Raw genomic sequence first — 17,906 nt, 5'->3', positions numbered from 1 at the left:
ACGCCTTTATCCTGCAACAGCACAAGATAGCTTTCGCAGGCAATGAATGCCGATTAAACCCAGAAGCTGTTCCCATGTGGCTTGTCTGAAAGACACTAAGAACAGTGGAACAGGCTAACCGTACGGTCTTGGGTTGCAAAACCCTAAAAGTAATCCAACTGGCAATTTATATTATAGATTGCTAAGGTGAGTTGGTTACGGTGAATGAGTTACCTTATTCATATTTTAGTAAGACTAATTTATATATTTTATCTTACATTAGCAATATTGGCAAGGTTCATTTGTCATCACCAACCACCAGCAAAAGCCAACCACAAAAAAAAAGCCAAGGCACGAAACCTTGGCTGTCAACCATGCAAAACAATACAAGATCAATCAAATCGCCTTACAGCAGTCAAGTAACTGGGCTGGCGTGTATAAACACACAACGGCGTGCGTTCAAGTACTTCTTCGCCGCCAGGCAACAGTTCAACCTCTTCTTCAGGCACAACTTGCACAACAGGTTCTTCTGCTGTATCCACGATACCTGTACCTGCCACATCTTTACTCACCTTAGGTTTTCTTGAAAATACCCCAAAAATTCGCTTGGTGGCAATAAACATATCTTCAATAGATACTTTTTTAGTAAGCAGGCCCTCTGTTTTTTTCTCACTATAAGACTCAATACTTGAACCTGTCTTAGTCAAAGCGTCATCAAACCCAGTGGCAACCTTAGCAAAACCACTCTCAATTTTCTGTAAAAATGTTGGGGGAGAGGGCAAATCTTCTTCTGCCACTTCTTCAACAATCAATTCAGGCTTTTTGCCATTAATCCAATCCTGCATGGCAAGCTGATCGGTGGTCTGTTCAGGAATGTTCACCCCTGACTTTTGTGCCAGCTCTTGCATGGTGGCAGTGGGGTCTTCAAGCGTTTCGTCAAGACTTGGGATAACAGCCACCGCCTGCTGTTCTGTGCCACGATGGGCAAAGTACAAATAATACGCCAAATGCAACAAACAGTAGGGTAGTGCGTCCGTTTGCCGTTGGGTGTAACTACAAAAACCCAATAAGCCAGCCGTTTGTGTAAATAGCTTATCAGGGTCTAAAATCAAGTGTTCATGGCTGTTTTGGGGTGTGCGGGTAACTCTCAACACGCCAAACTGCTTTGATGGACTGGCGAACAGTGTCGCTAAGTCATCACCCAGCAAGTGAGTAATCAAACTTTGGCAACTCTCGGCAATCTGTGCATTATTGGCGGTTTTGCCCACGCAAATGGTCACAAGCCAGCTTTTTCGCCAAGAATACTGGCTCATAATGGCATGATAGTCTGTGATGTCCTGTTTTAACACCTTGCTACGCAATTCATGAAACCACGGCTCATTATTCACATCAGGTTTTTCAAGGGCGTGAATGGTGTCTTGTAAGCTCTCTCGGGTAGCGTTTTGTGCTTTCATTAAGCCGACAATACGGTTCAGCACTTCCATCTCGTGCTTGTTTAAGCCACCATGTCGCATGCGTACCATCAGCCATAAAAATGCCGACAGCAGGGGATATAAGGCGTTTTGTTCTGCCTTGTCTGTCGTTTCAGGTTCGCTTGGCTCACTTATACCCAAGTCCACCACAGGCAAGTCATCATCTGGGGGTAAAACAACGCCCATCAAGCCACCAATTGCTCATCAAACAGCTGTTTGTATTTTTGGCACAGCTTAAGGAATTTAAGGTTAATCTCTTGCAAAACCCGCTGGCGTTCTTCATCAGTGATCGGCTGGTATTCGCCTTGCTCATCGGCATCATACATAAAATTGGCCATACCATACCCTTTCATCATCTCTGATTTTAAGTAGGTATCGTACAACGCCAAACTGTCGCTAAATTCAAGCGGTTCACCCGTCAAGCTCCACATTTCGCCAACGCCAGCAATGGGGTTATCATAGCTCAAATAGCGGTTACACACCTTAACCAGTGCTTGGCGTAGCTCTGCCATCTCAAACTGTGTGGCAAAAATACACAACCAGTGATACATCAGCCATTGGTTGTGTTCAGGCAAATCAGTGCTTTTTAAGAACACCAAATCAGGCAGACCTGCCGTTTTGTCCACTTCTTTTTGCACACTTTCAGGAATGCTCTTACCATAGCCTACAAAGCTGACTTCGCCATTGTCGATACGCTCAGAAAACAACTCAGCCAGTGTCAAACGCAACATTTCAATGCGTGTGCGTCGGCAAATACGCATTAACATGGTTTGCCAGTCCAATTCTTGGTCAATAATACCGCGGTGCTGGCTTAAAGCTGCCATCAGCTCCAAGCCCCATTCTCGAATAACAAAATTGTGCTCGTGGTAAATCCCTGCTTTTTGTAGATTGGCTAGCGCCGACATCAAGGCATTTTGCACATCATCATCGCTTTGGTAAGTCGCCAAATCTTCAAGCTCATCGTCTTCAAACACCCACTTGCCAGCGTTGCCAACAGATTTTGGCAGATAAGGGCTGACCATTCGCCACAGTTGTGTGCGTTCTTCGGCAATCGAACCAAAAACTTCATCAAAAGTATAAGGGGCAAGCTTTGGCTCTTCTAAAGTGGCTTGGTTTTGCTGTTCTGTCATCGTTATTCCTAGTTCGTTAGTTTATTTCAAAAAAAAGTGCGGTGAAAATCAAAAACCATGGCTCAAAGCATCGTTGGCTTGGCTATCATAATCACGGGCAGCTTGACTGGCAGCAATACGCGCCGCATCAGCCTCAGCTCGGCTCTCTGCCAGTGTTGGATTTGGGGCAGAGACATCAAAACCTGCCTCTTTGAGCAGCAGATGGTTATTGGTGATTGTCAGCTTACTGGTTAGGGTTTTTTCCACACCAAGGGTTTTGCCGTTAAGCAGCTCTTTTAGGTTGTCTTCGCTCAGCTCCAATGCACGGACAATTTTACGAATGTCTTCAAATGCCGCATGGGTGATATGCGTACAAGGACTGTCCGCCCCAAAAATAATCTCGGTCATCACCCCTTGGCTTGGGCGGTAATCGGTGTCGTTCATGGCAATCACCACTTGTACATCAGACGGCAGCACAGCACAAATCTGTTTTTTATTGACAGGGTGGGTGGTCACAGGGTCAAGACTGCGGGTCTGTGGGTTGGCGACTGCGATAAGCTCACCGCTTTCTTCAATTTCTTGCTTGGCTGAACCTAAGATTTTTACCATGGTTAGGATTTCCTATGATCGTGGCAGTTGTGACAAAATCGCCTGTAATGAAAAGAACTGGCGTTTTTCTTCTTCTACCGTGTCGATAAATTCATTTAAAGTCTGTTTGGCAAGGGCGGATACTTGGCTTTGCTGTTGGCAGTGGCTAAGTAGTGCTTGCGTTGCCAATAAATGGTATTTGATATGCGGGGCATACTGGATTAGTACCTGTTTTTCAAATTTGGACAACAGGGGCAAGCCTGCAAACGCATAACAAAAGTTATCGCTATCGGCATTGGTCAATGTGGCGTCTTTGTTGAATTTTTTTAAAACGGTTTTAAACAAATCACCATCTTCAGTAAACGGCGCCACAAAATCTGCGTCTTTTGCCACTTCATCTCGCCACAAGTATTCCAATTCAGTAAACATCGCTTGCGTTTCTTGCATGATTTTGGTGTTGATGTGCTTGTTAATGCGGTTGAACGCTTGGGCGATAAAATGCGACAGGTAATGGTTTAAAAACATATGGGCTTGTAGGGCAGATGATATTTTATCTGTTCCCTCAAGGCGGTTTTGTACTTTAATGTCCACCTTATTGGCAGGCAAATAAAGCTGGTGGTATTTGGCTTTCACCTGTTTGATTTGCACAGCTTGGGTAATATCCCGAAACAAGGCATCATAAGTAGCACGAATAACGGTGTTAAAGCCCACCGCTTTGACCGATTCGCCATCATAAGACAGATGGTCATAATCGGTTCTAATACTCAAAGCAGAAGACAGATTAGACACCAGCACATCAGCCAAGTAAAAATAAAACACCATCAATTGGGCAGGGTTTGGGGCAGGGATATTCATGCCTTTGCTTTGCTTTAAAGTGCTTTTACTGGACTGTCGGGGTGTGCTTAGCTCTTGTAGTGCAGGTGCCAAGCCAGGGTGGGTGTTGGACTGTTTGACAACAGATTTAAAATCATGGGGGCATAACCCCATTTCCCCGATAAGTATGGGGTCATGCCTAGGGTTTAGTGATAAGCCGTCCTCGCCTGCAGGTTCACTGATGAACCGCATTTGAAACAGAGCTTTACCAGCAATTTCTTGAGACAGATCGATAAGAAGACCAGTGCTGCTCATCGTATCAGATCCAATTAACGACCAACCAAAGACGAGGCGGTATTTCTTAGAGCTTGTCTGCGTTGTTGGTCAATTTTGGTTTCTAAGCCTGAACTTGAGATTTGTGCTGACGCCATGGCGGCAATCATTGCCTCGTGTTGTAGTAGCTGTTCGTATTCATCAGCAGCCAGTTTTAGACGCAAGGCTTTAACAGCAAGCAATTCTTTCATTACGCCACGCTCAGTAGCACCAACAAGGTAGCGAGACCAGTCTTTGTACTCTTCACCACCACCGAAGTAGCGATCAACATCTTTTTTCATTTGGGCAGCCAGTGGGGTATTGTCTTCACCACCGCTTGCTTTGTCGCCATCATTTTTTTCAGGATTGGTGGTGTTGCTGGCGGTTTTGCCGTCTTTGTCTTTGCCGTCATTTTTCTTAGCGGCTTCAACTTGGCGAGCTTCACTGGCAGCGACACTGTCTTGTTTTGGCTGTCCTGAAGTATGTGTTGGCTCATCAGCCACGCCAGAGTACTGGGCTTGTAGGTTTTTAAGATAAGTAGCTGCCGTTGATTTGACAGCGTCCAGACGGCGTTTGGTGTCTTGATACGATTGACCCATTTCAGAGCTTGCCTCTTCTGGGGTCAGGGTATCAGCAGCAAAACCCATCATGTTGTTAATAAATGCCGATTTGTCTTGGTAGTTATCTGAGTTATATTCGGCAGGCTCAAACATTGTGGCCGCCATTAAGCTTTTACCCGCACGAGGGGCAGGTTTGGTACACAAGCCAGCTCTTGCTTGGTCTTGGGTACAGTATAACCGATCGTGTAGCTCTAGGCGGTTGGCAATTTGTTGTGAGCGGTCAGCGTACAAGCCAGGGCGTGCAGTGATTTCTGTGCGAATCATGTTTGGCACGGCCTCTTTGATACGGGACTGCTGACGAACAACCTTGGTTCGTGACTCGTGAACATTACAAATATCAAAGCCTTGACCTTGTTGGCCATAATCTTGAATGGCTTTGGTTTTTTCACGAGCGCCAGCGGCTTGTTGTTCGGCGGTTACTTGAATTTTGGTGTTGTTTTCAATGGCCTTGGACACCTGCATGGTGGACACTTGTTTTTGTTGTGCCAGTGTCTCTAAAGCTGAGCGGATTACCGCTGTTTGTTGATCTAAGGTCAGTTTAACTGCACGGTCTAGGTTGTCCATAAACGCATTGGCGGAGCGTTCTGGAAATTCGAAAGCTGACGACATATAACCTTTGACAGTGGCGGTGTTACTGTCGATATAGCAGGTAAACGCTTGGGCACTGGTGCCAGCACAAAGTAGAGCGGTGGCGAGGCCGAGTTTTTTAAACATTTTCATAGCTCATTCCTTATCAGCGACCAACCAAGTTACTTGCTGAGCGTGTGGTCATACGGCGACGCTGTTCATTCATTTGGTCTTCAAGCGGTAGGGTAGAAGTGATGGTCATAGCGGCCAAGTTGCCCCCAACACGCTGGTTGGATAAGCCTCTTTGATAGTCGATATAAGCACCCAGACCCTCCATTTTTGCCAGTTCAACCAAAATACCACGAGGGCGTTGTTCTAACATTTGTTTTTGCCATTCGGTGGCTTGCTCAGTACCATAGTAGCGAGCCACATTTTTAAACAGCATATCTTGTGGGGAGATGGAATTGCCCTCAGCGTCTTTCAAATCCTCACGAATTTCACTCATCGACTGCAAATACGCCAAAGAATAGGCAGGGAATGCCGCCAGTGAAGTGGCACGGTTTACCGACAATAGGTAAGCTTGACCCAATGCGGTTTGTCCAGCCTCTTTTGGAATGGCGGTATGTGGTCTGCCTAAGATATTTTGGCGTACTGCGTCTTTGGCCGCACCCACCAGCGAGTCTTTGGGTGCTGATTCAAACAATAACGCAGCATTTGAGTCAGCACCTGGCAACTCACTCACCTTGCTACACATGCCTTGATCATATTCTGCTTGTGAACAGAAGTTCTCGGCGTGTACTTTGGCTCGTTTGGTGCGGTATTCCCCCTCAGAGTTCGCCAATCGTCCAGGAGAGTTGTCAAGGGTGACAACTTTTTCTACAGCTTTTAGCGACGCTTCACCCACAGCACGGTTGGTTTGCGTGCTTTCGGCATACACTCGACAGACTTGGTAGCCTTGTCCTGTCTGTACACCATGGTCAAGCATAACTCTGACATTCTCTTTATTGGCCTCGACTTTTTCATTAACCGCTGTTTCAAGTTTGCGGTTGTTTAAATCGGCTTTACCGATTTGCGTGGCGGCCAACGCCTCTTGCTGAATGTTGATGGCGATTGCCTCTTGGATCATCGCTGTATTGTCCTGAATCGCTGTGGCCAGTGCCATTTGCGATTTGGCAATGCGTGTACCCAATCGAGTGCTTAATTTGCCACCCTCACTGGCAGCCACCGCACTGACTGTTCCTGGGTTTAGGCCATAAACACCATAACTGGAGATTGTCATAAAAGGGGCAGCTGCCAAGACAGCAAGGGTTAAGAGTTTTGAGGAATGTTTTTTCATGTTGTTACCTAAAATCAGGTGTTATGTGTTGCTTTTATTTATTTCCCAATGAGATTTCCCACTTGTGGTACGCACCTTTTTGCTGTGCTGGCGTTAAGTACTCAATGCACACACCCTCTTCGCCACTAGCTGCTGAGCGCCAACCACCATTGGTAAAATTCTTATCCTCATCAAGTAAACAAATCTTGTTGCTTTTGGCTGAGATTTTAAGAGTCGGCACGATGTTATCTGACCCAACTGTCCAAGGCAGCGTTTCTACCGTTTTGGTCTTGGGATTGATGGCGACATAGGTGTAAATCTTGAAATCTGGGTTATAGACTGACGGCATGGAAATATGCCCTAAAATCTTATCTTTGTTAAAATTTGGCTTACCAGACTTGATGATTTTATCAAAATGCTTGGTAGCGTTGGTGCTGCATAAGTTATAACTGTAATAACTTGTCTCTTCAATGTCTTCGTAATCGCCCATTTCTGCATAACACAGGTCAATGCTATAACCATTGACTTTTTTATTGATATAAGCGTCATAGTTTTTGGCGGATTCATAGCGTGATAAATCCATAACATCATACAAATGTCCATGAGCCACACCAGATAGACCTAAGGCTGTTACTGTTAAGGTTTTCGCAAGAATCGATTTCATGATTTGTACTCCTTAATAGATAGTGTTTTGTCTAAACTTGTCTAAATTTTTGTCTAAAAGGTATCCAAGTTAGACAAAACAATCATATCACATTTTTAGTCAATCAGCGTGTCTGGTGCTTTTGTTGGTGATACACCTTAAGTCTTTCTAGCTGAGCTCTGAGGGGGTCATAAATGCCTTTGGCAGATTTATTGCGACCGCCATCATAGTAACCTGTGTTTTTGTTCTCGGCTTTTACACCTTTCTTATTGACAAAACCAATAGGCATTGGTACAGCTGCCCATTCCTGAGACAACGCATACTGTGCTTTATTGACATCAAAGCTCTTACCGTTGATCATACTGCTAATGCGATCATACAGTAGTTGATAACCAAACAAATCTTGGACATCTTTGGTAAACGGTTGGTTTAGATATTGTCGTAAATTCGGGTGAGCATTAACCAAGCCCTTTCGTGTATCAGGGATGATTTGGAAACGACCTACAGCAAATAGTGCCGATGAGCAAGGTCCGTTATATGTTGCATTGATTTGGGCAAGGGTCATTTGAGTGATCGTGGTCTTGCCGTCGCCAGCTCCATAAGCACCGCCTTTACAGCGATCTGGGCGGTTGAATGCTTCATAAGACTTTGATTCGCCCGACAAAATCACCATAAATAAATCAATGACAATTTCTTTTAACTCAGGTGGTAGGTTAACAAGGTTCATTTGCGGTCTTTCCCCAGCAAAGTTACCACCTGCACCCCCTGGCTGATTAGACACCATACCACTGTCAGGGTGTGCCACACGGCCGTCCCATGCACCACTTAGCTCGCCTGTTTGTTCGATGGTCACAGGGGCAAGTCCTGTTGGTGGGGTGTCCCATGCCACAGAGCTTTGGATTTGTGCCATGAATGAGTTTTGGATCATCGAACCCATGGTGTGATACTGCTCTTCGTTTTTGGCAAGATCACGGCAGTTAGAAGTTTGACAAAATGAATCGTCAGTTTTGCCAGGGTCAATGACATTGCGAGTGTAGGCGTATCCTGCTTGCACCTGCTCATCGGTCAAGGTTAGGTTATTATTGATGGTGCTGTAATTGGTGCTCATACCGCCTTGAGCGCCAAAGCTTGGCAGGCAAATGCCTTGGGCAGCCTCTGAGACATCGCAGTAGTTGTCGTAGTGGTTTTTGGCACGCAAAGCGCGTTTAAAACCATCACCACGGTAGCGAGTGCCAGCATTGGACTGCATAATGGCGGTTTTTACCTGTGAGCTTAGCTCATGGCGTGCGGTATGCAGTTTTTGTTGTTGCAAGCTCTCACAACCCATAGAAGTGGTAATACCCACGCCATAGGTGGTGTCATCAATGGCTTGCTTGATGGTTTTGGCTTGCTCAATACCAATTTTAACCGCTGTTTTGTTGATGGTGGTGTACAAGGAGCGTTTGGCAACTTCTTGGGCGTGTAGGGCGGTTTGGGAAGCATTGATTTCCAATGCCGCCGACAACTGGTCCGCCTGCTGAATTTGTGCCACCGCACCAGGATTTTTCACAAAATCAGTGACTGCATTGGCGCTACCTGCAACGAGAGTTAAGGCCATCGCCAGTGGCAAGGTTTTATACTTCAACATACAAAAAAAACGCTCCTAACACCAATCAACGAGTGGCAATTTCAGTGCCGATCGTTCTTTGTTTGCCTGTCACAGGGTCAATATAAGTCTTGGTGGCAGGCGTGGTTGTTGAACCTGCTTTACCTGCTGGCGGTGTTGGTGCTTGTGGAGCGTTTCCACCTGCACCTCTAAACCCAGCATTACCCGCAGGCGGTACTTGTTGAACCTGTGTCTGTTGTTTGTCTGTGCTAACATTGTTATTAACCACAGGGGCAGACGCATTTTGTGCTTGGTTATTCATGGTAGCTGACAGTGGGGTGGCCGCTGCTGGTGGTGGCACCGCAGGCGTGTTGTTGTTACCAAGACCAAGACCCAGTTTTTGACCAGCTTTAGCGGCTAAGCCACGAATGTCTTTTTCTTTTTGGACATTCTCGGCAGAGCGTTCTTCATAAGTATCACCCAAGGCTTTGGCGCTGCCCGCCATGATTTTGATACGCTCAATTTCTTGGGCGTAGTATTCTTTGGCCTCGTTGTGTTCTTTCCACTGCTGTTCTACTTGTCTGTAACGATCAACATTAACCACTTGACACTTGCCACTGCTGTCACACTCTTGGTACTCAAAACCAAAACCTGATACAGGTTTGGTTTTCTTGACCGTGGTTTTTGGTGCTGGTGGAATCTTCGCTTGAACATCTTTCATCATTTGAGCAGCAACGCTAGCACCTGACTCAGCGTTATCTTTTTGAGCGTCAGAAATTTTGAAGTTAAAGATGTCATTCACGCTGTTGTCCAAGTCATTGATAGCTTTATCAACACCACTATATTTGTCGTAAATTTCATCAGAAACTTTCTTCAAGGACTCGTCAGCTTTTAGCAAGCGTTTTTCCAAAGATTGCGTAATCTTATCACCCACTGTATCAATATGGCCAACGACAATACCACCAACATAATGATCAATGTTGCCAAACTTATCGTTGGTATTTTTAACGGACTCCGCCCAGCGTTTGTTAAAGTCAATCACAGGTTTTAGCGAGTCACGGGCGAATTGGTCAGCGATTTCACAACCACGGTCAATCAGACCCCGTTTCATTTCTGCCATTTTTTGTTGGGCATGTTTACGCACGATACCTGAGATGTCACCCCATGAAGTTGGGATTTTTGGTAGGGCTGTTGTCAAATCAAGCAGTTCACTGCTGACGGTTAGACAGCCTTTGGACGCTTCGTTTTTACCAACATTTTCCATCATCTCAGTGGCTGTTGAGCCATAGACGGTTTCGGCGGCGTCAATATTGCGTTCGATGGCTTTTTCGGCAGCCTCGCCCAAACCTGCTGCACAAGTCTCGGCAGCACCTGGCACATCATCTTTTTCTTTTTGAGCGGCATTTGGCGCCTCAGGGTGGTTTTCTGAGGGTTTGACATCAACAGATGGCTTAGATGTGGTTGGCGTAGCCGCCGCTGGTGCATTAGTACCAATACGGTTTTTTTGCACATCTTCAGTTTTGGCTGAATTGCCTGTCTTTGAGCCAGCAATTGCTGTGTTTAGTGGCTTATGTTCACCTGGCAGCAAAGCATTGGCAACCAAGGGGGTTGCAGCAACGGTCACAGAGGCAGATACCAAAGCTATGGCGGCCGCAAGGTGTGTTTTTTTGCGTGTGGTTTTCATGGCTGAGATCTCGAATATAATATATGTTAGCCTAACTTGATAATATTTATTATAGATGATAAAAAATGCCTTGTAAAGTGGCAAAACCAATCATTCAGGAACAACTTCGGCAGGGGGTTTTGTTGGCGGGCCACCAATTCTACCCAAAACGCTTCTAATCACAGGCTTGCTCTGCTGTGTTGTTTCATGAGCCGCTAACCCATGAGCCTCACGGGTTTCACTTGCTCTTTTATCGTCTTGTGGTTTGCCTTGCAGATGGTTTTCTAGGCGAGATTGCGAAGTTTTTAACATCTCATCAAGCTGATTTTTACGCTCCAGGTTGCTTTCTGGCGTGCGTTTGCTTTGGTTTTCTTGGATTTGCTCAAATACCGCTTTGATTTTTTGTACAGACAGTTTGTTGGCTGGCACAGTGTCAATCAAGCGGTCAGTGCAATCTTTTACCTGCTCAGGTTTTAGCTCATCAAGCAAGGGTAGCACTTGCATTTGTAGCACAGGGTTGCCTTGAGTTAAAGCGAGTAGGGTGTCATCTTTGACATAGGGCACAGGGCTTTCTTGGCTTTTGTTTTTGAGTGTGCCAGCAGCACTGCCAGCGGTATCGCTAAAACAGTGCAAATCATTACCAGCCAGACTTTGGGCAACTGCCATGTCTTTATTGGCAGCTTGATTGACAAGCGTAGTGGCACAACTGGGCGTATTTGGCAATAGCCCCAAATCAGTCGCTAAGTCTTGGCTGTGATCATCTAAAGGTAACAACCCTTGCTCGGACAACGCAAACACATAGGCAACATTGACAAGGCTGCTCGGTGGGTGCGTTGGCGTTTGTTCTATCAACTCATTGCTCATGACAGATATTCCAAAAAGTAGCCGAGATTACGGAGCAGGTGATGAACTGTTATTTTTACTTGATTCGTTGCTGTTGCTAGCACCCAAACCAAGTTTATTACCAACAAAGTTTTTCACCATATTCCAAGCGGCAATTAACATACCACCAATACCTATGGCTTTTTCAATCAAAGCATTCTTTTTCTTGCCCGCTAAGTCAGAATCTTCTACCGAACGGCGAGTTTTGTTGTTGGACTCGTTTAGGGTCTTATACTGGTCTTCAGGGGCATAAGGGCCTTTTTGTTCGGCTTTATCTCTTAGCTTTTCAGTATCTGATTGTAATTTAGAGAAATGGGCATGTCCCATTTTCTCCCCAGCGGTGTTTTGTTGTTCAGCGTCTTGGGCTTTAGTGGCGTCATTTGCTGATTTGGCGGCTTGGTTTTTGTGTTTGGCATTTTCAAATTCAAATTTTAAAGAACCACCTGCTTTATTGGTTGCCTCTGCAGTCTCACCAGCAACACGGCTTGGGGTTGGGCTTTCGGCTTTTTGCATGGTTTCTTTGGCAATTTCAGCTTTTTGTTCGTTAGCATGAACATTTTTGCTGACAGTCTCAGGGTTATTAGCAAAAGCACTTAAAGTCTCTCTTACCTTGCCTTGATAGACCACCTTGGAGGTATTAATGGCCATGCCAATCGGTTTGGTAACGATTGCCCCCGCAGCACCCACCATCTTACCCAATAGGTCAGTGGTGGCGGCATAACCTGCCATAATCGCACCGCTAAAAGAGGCTTGCGGCACACCGCCACCACCTCCTTGTGGTCTATAATGTCTTGAATTAAAACTCATGGCAGGATTGTGCAACGACTGGGCGTGCTGTGCCTGCGGTTCTGTCTTTTCTTGGGGCTTATCTTTGTCGTTGTCTGACGCTTTATTGACTTGCTCGTTATCAGTAGCAGGGTCTTTGGGTTTATCTTTACCGTTTCCTTTTTCTTTGTCCCCATCTTTAGCGTTGTCGGCGTCGGTTTGTATGTCTTGGGTTGTTTTGCCATCATCTTTTTTGGCAGGGTCTTGCGATTGCTTGCCGTTTGCCTGCTCGTTGCTATTGGCGTTGTCTTTTTCCTTATCTAGGGCGTGTTGCGGAACCAGTTCTGATGCTTTTGACACAAGAATTAGAGTATTGTTAATGCTGTTACCATCAATACCCAATGCGTCTTTTTCCTCGTTTTTGGCATATTCTGAGTTTGGATTGACGCTGTAATTGTATTTTTCAACAAAATCTTTGATATTAAAAGTAATCATTGAGTCAGCAGAATAGCCGTTTACCTCTTGATCTCGATATTCTTTGAGATTTTTGTAAAACTCCTCAACTTTTTTACTGTCGTTGACATTATTTTCATCACCGCCGATATAGCGATTGAATGTTTGGTAATCCAACCCTGTTTTAACCATTGTGGGCTGATCCATGATTTTGGTGTCAGGTTCTACAAAATCAGTAAGCTTAAAAGCCAAATGCGGACCTACTTTTTCTCGTATTTCCCCTTTAAAACCATTCTCCATGCTTGCCAATTCGGGATTTTCCTCCAGCTCAGAAACCAGTTCTTGGTACCAATCGTTTTTTTTGCTTGGATTTAAGGGGTCTTCTCTTAAGTTTTGAAGATAAGCGTTTTTAATTGCCTCAACACCTTTGCCATGAACAAGAACATCATCACCCAGTGTTAGTGTGGTAAGGCGAATGGTTTTATCAATATCTGCCTCACGATTTTGGTAACGTTGAGAAATCTCAATCATATCCTTGCCTAAAAGATAATCTCTTGGAAAAGGCAAGTTAGCATATGGGTCTTTTTGAGCCTGTGGTTCTTTTTCCAGCGTATGTTCTTTTTCTGCTGACAAAGCCTGTGCTTGTGCTGAGGCGTGTGGTGTTTGACTAATGCTCATGGTTAAAATCCGTAATCTAGTGAAGTGGGTTGGTTACTTGCTGGCGTCATAGTAACTGGCGGTTGCCTGACTTGCGGTGGTGGCTCATGCCTTGTCAAACTGTCGTCATGTGTCGGTTTGTTATCTGTATAACCCAGCTCGTCAGCAAAAACTGCCGCAAAAGTGTTATCCCTGTCATCGTCTGCTTTTGCTGGTTGTGGGGCAGGGGCTTGTGTTTTTTCAGCATTTAACAAGCTTAACAAATCACGAGAGCTGTTTACTTCCTGTCCTGTTTCTTGGCTCACCGTAACAGCCAAGGCTTGCACATTCACATTGAGCTTAGAGTGGTCAGGTAGTGTTTGCACAGGGTCAGAGCTAAAGGTCAAACGCAAATTAAAATCTGCTCCCAGCTGTGCTGCCGCTTGGTTTACCAGTGTGACAGCCTGCTCATTGGCGGCCTTATCAACGCTTGCAATGGTCATTGAGTCATGCACCATCATGACAACAGTTGATTGCTTGCCGTGTTCTTCAAGGGATTGGTATAGCAGGGCATTCATATGGTTCATGGCAGCTGCCCCATATCCTTGACCTAGGTTTTGGGCAAGTTTTGATGGGGTGATGGCTGAAGTTTTACCATTTGCCGTGTCGTACACCAAAGCAACACTGGTATTGTTATTTAAATACATCTGGCGTAAGGTGTCGGCTTTGATAGCGTTGTCGGCTTTGATAGGGCTAGTCTTCTTGTTCTCAACTCGGATATTGTTGTACTGCTGACGCTCACCGCTGGGGTAATTCACTTCAATAACGGTGTTGTCTGTGGCAAGTGGCGGCGCCCAGTTAAGGGGGTTATTGGCAAAGTATTGGCGAACTGCAGGGTTTTCGGCTTTACCCAGTGCGTCTAAGATGGCACTTTGTGCAAATAGGGCGTTTTGTCCGCCATATTGTAAGCGAATGGGGTTGTCATTATCACCAATTTGCAGATGACTGCTGCCAGTGGCAATGCCTTGCTTAAAAAAGTGGTCAATCTGCTGTTTGGTGTTTTCAATCTCTGGGAAAATGGATTTCACCCCTTGCTCAATCTGTTGGGCTTGTTGCAGGCTGATACCATTTCTCTTAGAAATACCCCAATCAGTTTGTCCATAAGCAACAGGAATTAGGCCTTTTTTACCCAAATCCCGCACTTGTTCAGCCTCAGCGTGCAAAGGGTCTGTCGCTCCTGCCATGCGTGCTTGTTGATACTGCAAGGTTTGTTGTACCGCTTGTTCATGACTGATTGGCTGATTGTGCATGGTGGCGGTCATCATTGAGCCAGTGTACAAATAGGGGTCAATATCTTGTTGGAACAAGTCTTCTAGTCGTTTCAGGCCGTAAGTTTTGGCAATACAGCGGATTTCTAACTGATTGGCGTCAAATACCGAACCAGCGGCACCCAAACCAACACTAAGGCATTCTTTAATCTCTGGCGTTAAACCATGATAGTTGATGTTGCTTTGCGTGCCTGAAGTGTGGCGGTTGGTGTGCGTACCAAAAGCGGTCAAATCCACTTGCAAACCACCGTTTTCATACTGTGCATTCTTAAGCTTGTCAGCGTCATTACTAAACATACGAAATTTATCGGCAGTAGAACGCAAATCCAAGCTGGCTTTGACAAAATCAAGGCGTGCTTTTTCTTTTGGGTCTTCGATGTCTTGACCGTCATAGTTGCGTAGCCACGAAACTTCTGGCGAGTGGCTTTGGGCGATACTGCTTAACTCTGGTTGGTAGCCTGTTTGTGCCAGCTTATCAAACCATTGGGGGTTTAATAAGCTTTGGTTTGGCACATGGCTTGGGCTGGCAAGCAAATCTTTAAAGCTGCCTGGTGCGGTGAATGTTTTGGTGTCGCCGTCCATCAAGTCGTTGAATGCCAAAGGATTAGACCACACAGGGGGATAATTTTCAAAAGCCTGCTTATAAACAGCGATTGAGCGATCCATATTTTGCTGTAGTTGCTCTTGTTTGATGTCAAGTTTTCTGTTATCGGCGAACAACACTGGTTTGTGGCTAGCCATTCTTGCCAGCTGATCGACATTGAGCACGACTCTATCGAACAGCTCATCAGGGCTTTGTGAGATGTTGTTTAAATGCTTTTTAAGATGGGTGTAGGATTGGCCTGCCCAAAATGCGGCATTTTCTTTGCCATAACTGGCTTGTTGCACCAACTGGCCTTGTGCGGCAGTTGCTTTTTGACCAAGGTCTGCCAAAAACTCACTGACAGCAGTGGCATTTGGGTCTTGTGGGTTGAGCTGGCTTTGAATGTGTTGGCTTTGTCTGCTGATTTCGCCATAACCTTGACTGCGAACACTGAAAATACTGCGTTCGGTGTCCAAAGCTTGCACATCACCCGTTGAATACTGCTTGCTTTGTAATGGGATATGCGTGGCACGGTAAAGATCACCAATATTGACAACACGGCCGTTGATGTCATCAACTTGGATATTCATGGCTTTGGCGAAGTCTTGGATAGTGTGCTTGCTTTCACAGACAATGTGCAAATCATCGGCATTGCGTGCTTTCACCAAAAAATTAGCAAGTTTTTGGGTGCTGTCAGCGTCTTTGCACTTACTGCCAGTAAAGTTTTGCCCACCATCTCGACTAAAAGCAGCAACCAGCTGTTTTCTAGTAACGTCAAACTGGTTCACTGCTGGTATCTCTTCAAAAGCTAGGCTGAGTATCTGCTGGGGTTTATTCGGTTGCATGGCGATTCCTTTTGATGATTAATCAATCATATTCGGCTGCGCCGAGCCGTGCTTGTCTTAATTGCTGTTCTTCGGTCAGTGGAGCGTCAAACCTTGATAGCGATTTTTGAATTTGCTGTCTGGCATATTTGTCCTGCACCACACCTGTGTCAAATTTTTGTAAATCTTGCAAATTGGTGATACCACCTTGAGCACGAATCATCGCCTCATGCTCTTGCACCACGCCAATTGAAGTTTGGCTTTCGTTAATGGCGTCGCCAAAGGTGCGTTTTTGGTATTCATAAAAAGGGCTGTCTTCATCAACGGGCACACCAAGTACCAAAGCGTCGTAAGCCTCATCACCCAATTGTGCTCTCTGCCCTTTGTACGCCAACGACAAATCAGACGCATAGTCTTCAAACTCGGCAGTTTCTTCAGCAATCTGCATAAAATCCTCAAAAGTTTTTGGCTTGGGTTGGTTTAGGTGCATAAACAACCAAACGCCTGCCCCAATCGCCAGCAAAATGATGATAATCAGGCGTTTTTTCTTAAGATTTTGCACAAAACTTTTTTGTGTTTTTTTACCAAGCTCGTTGGCAGACTTCAAAAAACTGGCAGATTTGGGTGGATTTTTGTTCATTTTTTGGCTCAAGCACTGATAGGTGGCGTTTGCAATCGCTTGGTAGAAACTAGATTTTTCAAGACTTTGCAAGGTGTTGTTGGTAGTTTCTTAATTTTATCTTAAAGATATTAATTAGTCAATATTGACAAAAAAACAAACTGGTGCTATCTTAATGCCACAGAAAAATAGGTTTTTGCTTTGGCAGGCTTATTTTTTCAAACCGTGCCATAGCAAAGACATTGCTACGGTGAATCTGATTGATTAAAAATAAGGTTACAAATCATGACCGTTCAAAGTACTTTACTTAAAAAGTCCACAGATCTACAGCTTAAAGTAGGTGCAGGCGTGGCAACATTTCTAACCCCAGTATTGGCCATGGCTGATGCTACCAAGAAGACTGCTGTTGAGAAGCTGGCTTCTAAGCAAGGGATCGAACTAGATGGCGAGCTTGCATGGGGTGGGCAAGGTGGGCTTATCGACAGTGTACAAACCGAGGCTGAAAAACTGTTTGACCTAATGGCTATTGTTTTTCTGGTGGTGGGGTTTGTCATCACTGCCTCAGGCCTTGTAACGATATATTCTCGAAGCAAGCGTGATCAACCAACAGGTGGAGCTTGGATTGCAGTGGCAATTGGTGTCGCTATCGGTTTGATCTCAACAGGATACTTGGTGATTGTCGGCCGCTCTGTTAAGTCTTTGAAAGGCGGAAAGTAGGCTGGTGTGTTGGGTTCCTGTCATGCATCACTCATCAACAAAAACCACTCGTTGGTACAACAATCTGTGTCAGGTGTTCCTGTTGCTCATGACACCTGCGGTTGCCTTTGCCGAAACAGGCTCAGGGTATCTTGCAGGTGTTGCCAAACAAAGCGGCCTTGGCTATAAAAGTGGCAAGTCTCTCGACAACTTGACCACAACTGCAACCAGCGCGGTGAATGGCACTTATACCATTCTTTCACTTGTGTTTATCGTTGTTGGCTTTGCCATGGCCGCCATCAGTTTGGTGGCTATTTATAACCGCAGTAAGCGCGATCAGCCCACAGGCGGGGCTTGGGTTGCGTTTGCTGTGGGTTTAATTATGGGTGTGCTTTCAGTCAGTTATCTGACAATCGCACGACGCACTGAACTTTCTATTGTTAACTAATCGGTC

General features: G+C 45.4%; 15 protein-coding genes. 2 read left to right on the top strand and 13 right to left on the bottom strand.

Annotation, left to right across the window (positions count from 1 at the left end; genetic code table 11):
- Positions 1-371 precede the first annotated feature (371 nt).
- The 13 genes from ACFBZI_RS11490 to ACFBZI_RS11430 all read right to left on the bottom strand — a co-directional run bounded on the left by ACFBZI_RS11490 (position 372) and on the right by ACFBZI_RS11430 (position 16,777).
- Positions 372-1,637: a hypothetical protein gene (locus ACFBZI_RS11490; RefSeq protein ID WP_375716509.1), complete on the bottom strand. Its 1,266-nt coding sequence runs from the start codon at positions 1,635-1,637 to the stop codon at positions 372-374.
- Complete coding sequence (locus tag ACFBZI_RS11485; protein WP_375716508.1) at positions 1,637-2,581, bottom strand: hypothetical protein; 945 nt, start codon at positions 2,579-2,581, stop codon at positions 1,637-1,639. Before ACFBZI_RS11485 ends, ACFBZI_RS11490 begins: the two co-directional genes overlap by 1 nt.
- A gap of 48 nt (positions 2,582-2,629) precedes the next feature.
- Positions 2,630-3,169 carry a hypothetical protein gene (locus tag ACFBZI_RS11480; protein WP_375716507.1) on the bottom strand — a complete coding sequence of 180 codons (540 nt, stop codon included), beginning with the start codon at positions 3,167-3,169 and terminating at the stop codon, positions 2,630-2,632.
- 12 nt (positions 3,170-3,181) lie between these two features.
- The gene (locus ACFBZI_RS11475) at positions 3,182-4,276 is read right to left on the bottom strand and encodes a hypothetical protein (protein WP_375716506.1); all 1,095 of its coding nucleotides are present in this window, start codon (positions 4,274-4,276) and stop codon (positions 3,182-3,184) included.
- A gap of 14 nt (positions 4,277-4,290) precedes the next feature.
- On the bottom strand, positions 4,291-5,613 hold the full coding sequence (locus tag ACFBZI_RS11470) for a hypothetical protein (protein WP_375716505.1): 1,323 nt from the start codon (positions 5,611-5,613) through the stop codon (positions 4,291-4,293).
- Positions 5,614-5,626: 13 nt separating this feature from the next.
- Positions 5,627-6,796 carry a conjugal transfer protein TraW family protein gene (locus ACFBZI_RS11465; protein ID WP_375716504.1) on the bottom strand — a complete coding sequence of 390 codons (1,170 nt, stop codon included), beginning with the start codon at positions 6,794-6,796 and terminating at the stop codon, positions 5,627-5,629.
- 34 nt (positions 6,797-6,830) lie between these two features.
- Positions 6,831-7,439 (bottom strand): hypothetical protein, encoded by a 609-nt coding sequence (locus ACFBZI_RS11460; RefSeq protein WP_375716503.1) that lies wholly within the window; start codon positions 7,437-7,439, stop codon positions 6,831-6,833.
- 103 nt (positions 7,440-7,542) lie between these two features.
- The gene (locus tag ACFBZI_RS11455; protein WP_375716502.1) at positions 7,543-9,045 is read right to left on the bottom strand and encodes a hypothetical protein; all 1,503 of its coding nucleotides are present in this window, start codon (positions 9,043-9,045) and stop codon (positions 7,543-7,545) included.
- A gap of 25 nt (positions 9,046-9,070) precedes the next feature.
- Positions 9,071-10,687 carry a hypothetical protein gene (locus ACFBZI_RS11450; RefSeq protein WP_375716501.1) on the bottom strand — a complete coding sequence of 539 codons (1,617 nt, stop codon included), beginning with the start codon at positions 10,685-10,687 and terminating at the stop codon, positions 9,071-9,073.
- Between the two features lie 90 nt (positions 10,688-10,777).
- Complete coding sequence (locus tag ACFBZI_RS11445) at positions 10,778-11,530, bottom strand: hypothetical protein (RefSeq protein WP_375716500.1); 753 nt, start codon at positions 11,528-11,530, stop codon at positions 10,778-10,780.
- 27 nt (positions 11,531-11,557) lie between these two features.
- Positions 11,558-13,444: a hypothetical protein gene (locus ACFBZI_RS11440; RefSeq protein ID WP_375716499.1), complete on the bottom strand. Its 1,887-nt coding sequence runs from the start codon at positions 13,442-13,444 to the stop codon at positions 11,558-11,560.
- Positions 13,445-13,446: 2 nt separating this feature from the next.
- Positions 13,447-16,158, bottom strand: a complete 2,712-nt coding sequence (locus ACFBZI_RS11435) for a DNA polymerase family A protein (RefSeq protein WP_375716498.1) — start codon at positions 16,156-16,158, stop codon at positions 13,447-13,449.
- A 22-nt stretch (positions 16,159-16,180) separates the two neighbouring features.
- The gene (locus tag ACFBZI_RS11430; protein ID WP_375716497.1) at positions 16,181-16,777 is read right to left on the bottom strand and encodes a hypothetical protein; all 597 of its coding nucleotides are present in this window, start codon (positions 16,775-16,777) and stop codon (positions 16,181-16,183) included.
- Between the two features lie 264 nt (positions 16,778-17,041).
- Between ACFBZI_RS11430 and ACFBZI_RS11425 the strand changes: the two genes are divergently transcribed.
- Both ACFBZI_RS11425 and ACFBZI_RS11420 read left to right on the top strand, forming a co-directional pair.
- A complete protein-coding gene (locus tag ACFBZI_RS11425) occupies positions 17,042-17,473 on the top strand; it encodes a hypothetical protein (protein ID WP_375716496.1) in 432 nt (143 codons plus the stop codon).
- Between the two features lie 22 nt (positions 17,474-17,495).
- Positions 17,496-17,900, top strand: a complete 405-nt coding sequence (locus tag ACFBZI_RS11420; protein WP_375716495.1) for a hypothetical protein — start codon at positions 17,496-17,498, stop codon at positions 17,898-17,900.
- Positions 17,901-17,906 lie beyond the last annotated feature (6 nt).

Origin of the sequence: Moraxella marmotae, from assembly GCF_042219885.1 — a bacterium.
Lineage (GTDB): Bacteria > Pseudomonadota > Gammaproteobacteria > Pseudomonadales > Moraxellaceae > Moraxella > Moraxella marmotae.
This window is presented reverse-complemented; position numbering and strand designations above follow the sequence as displayed.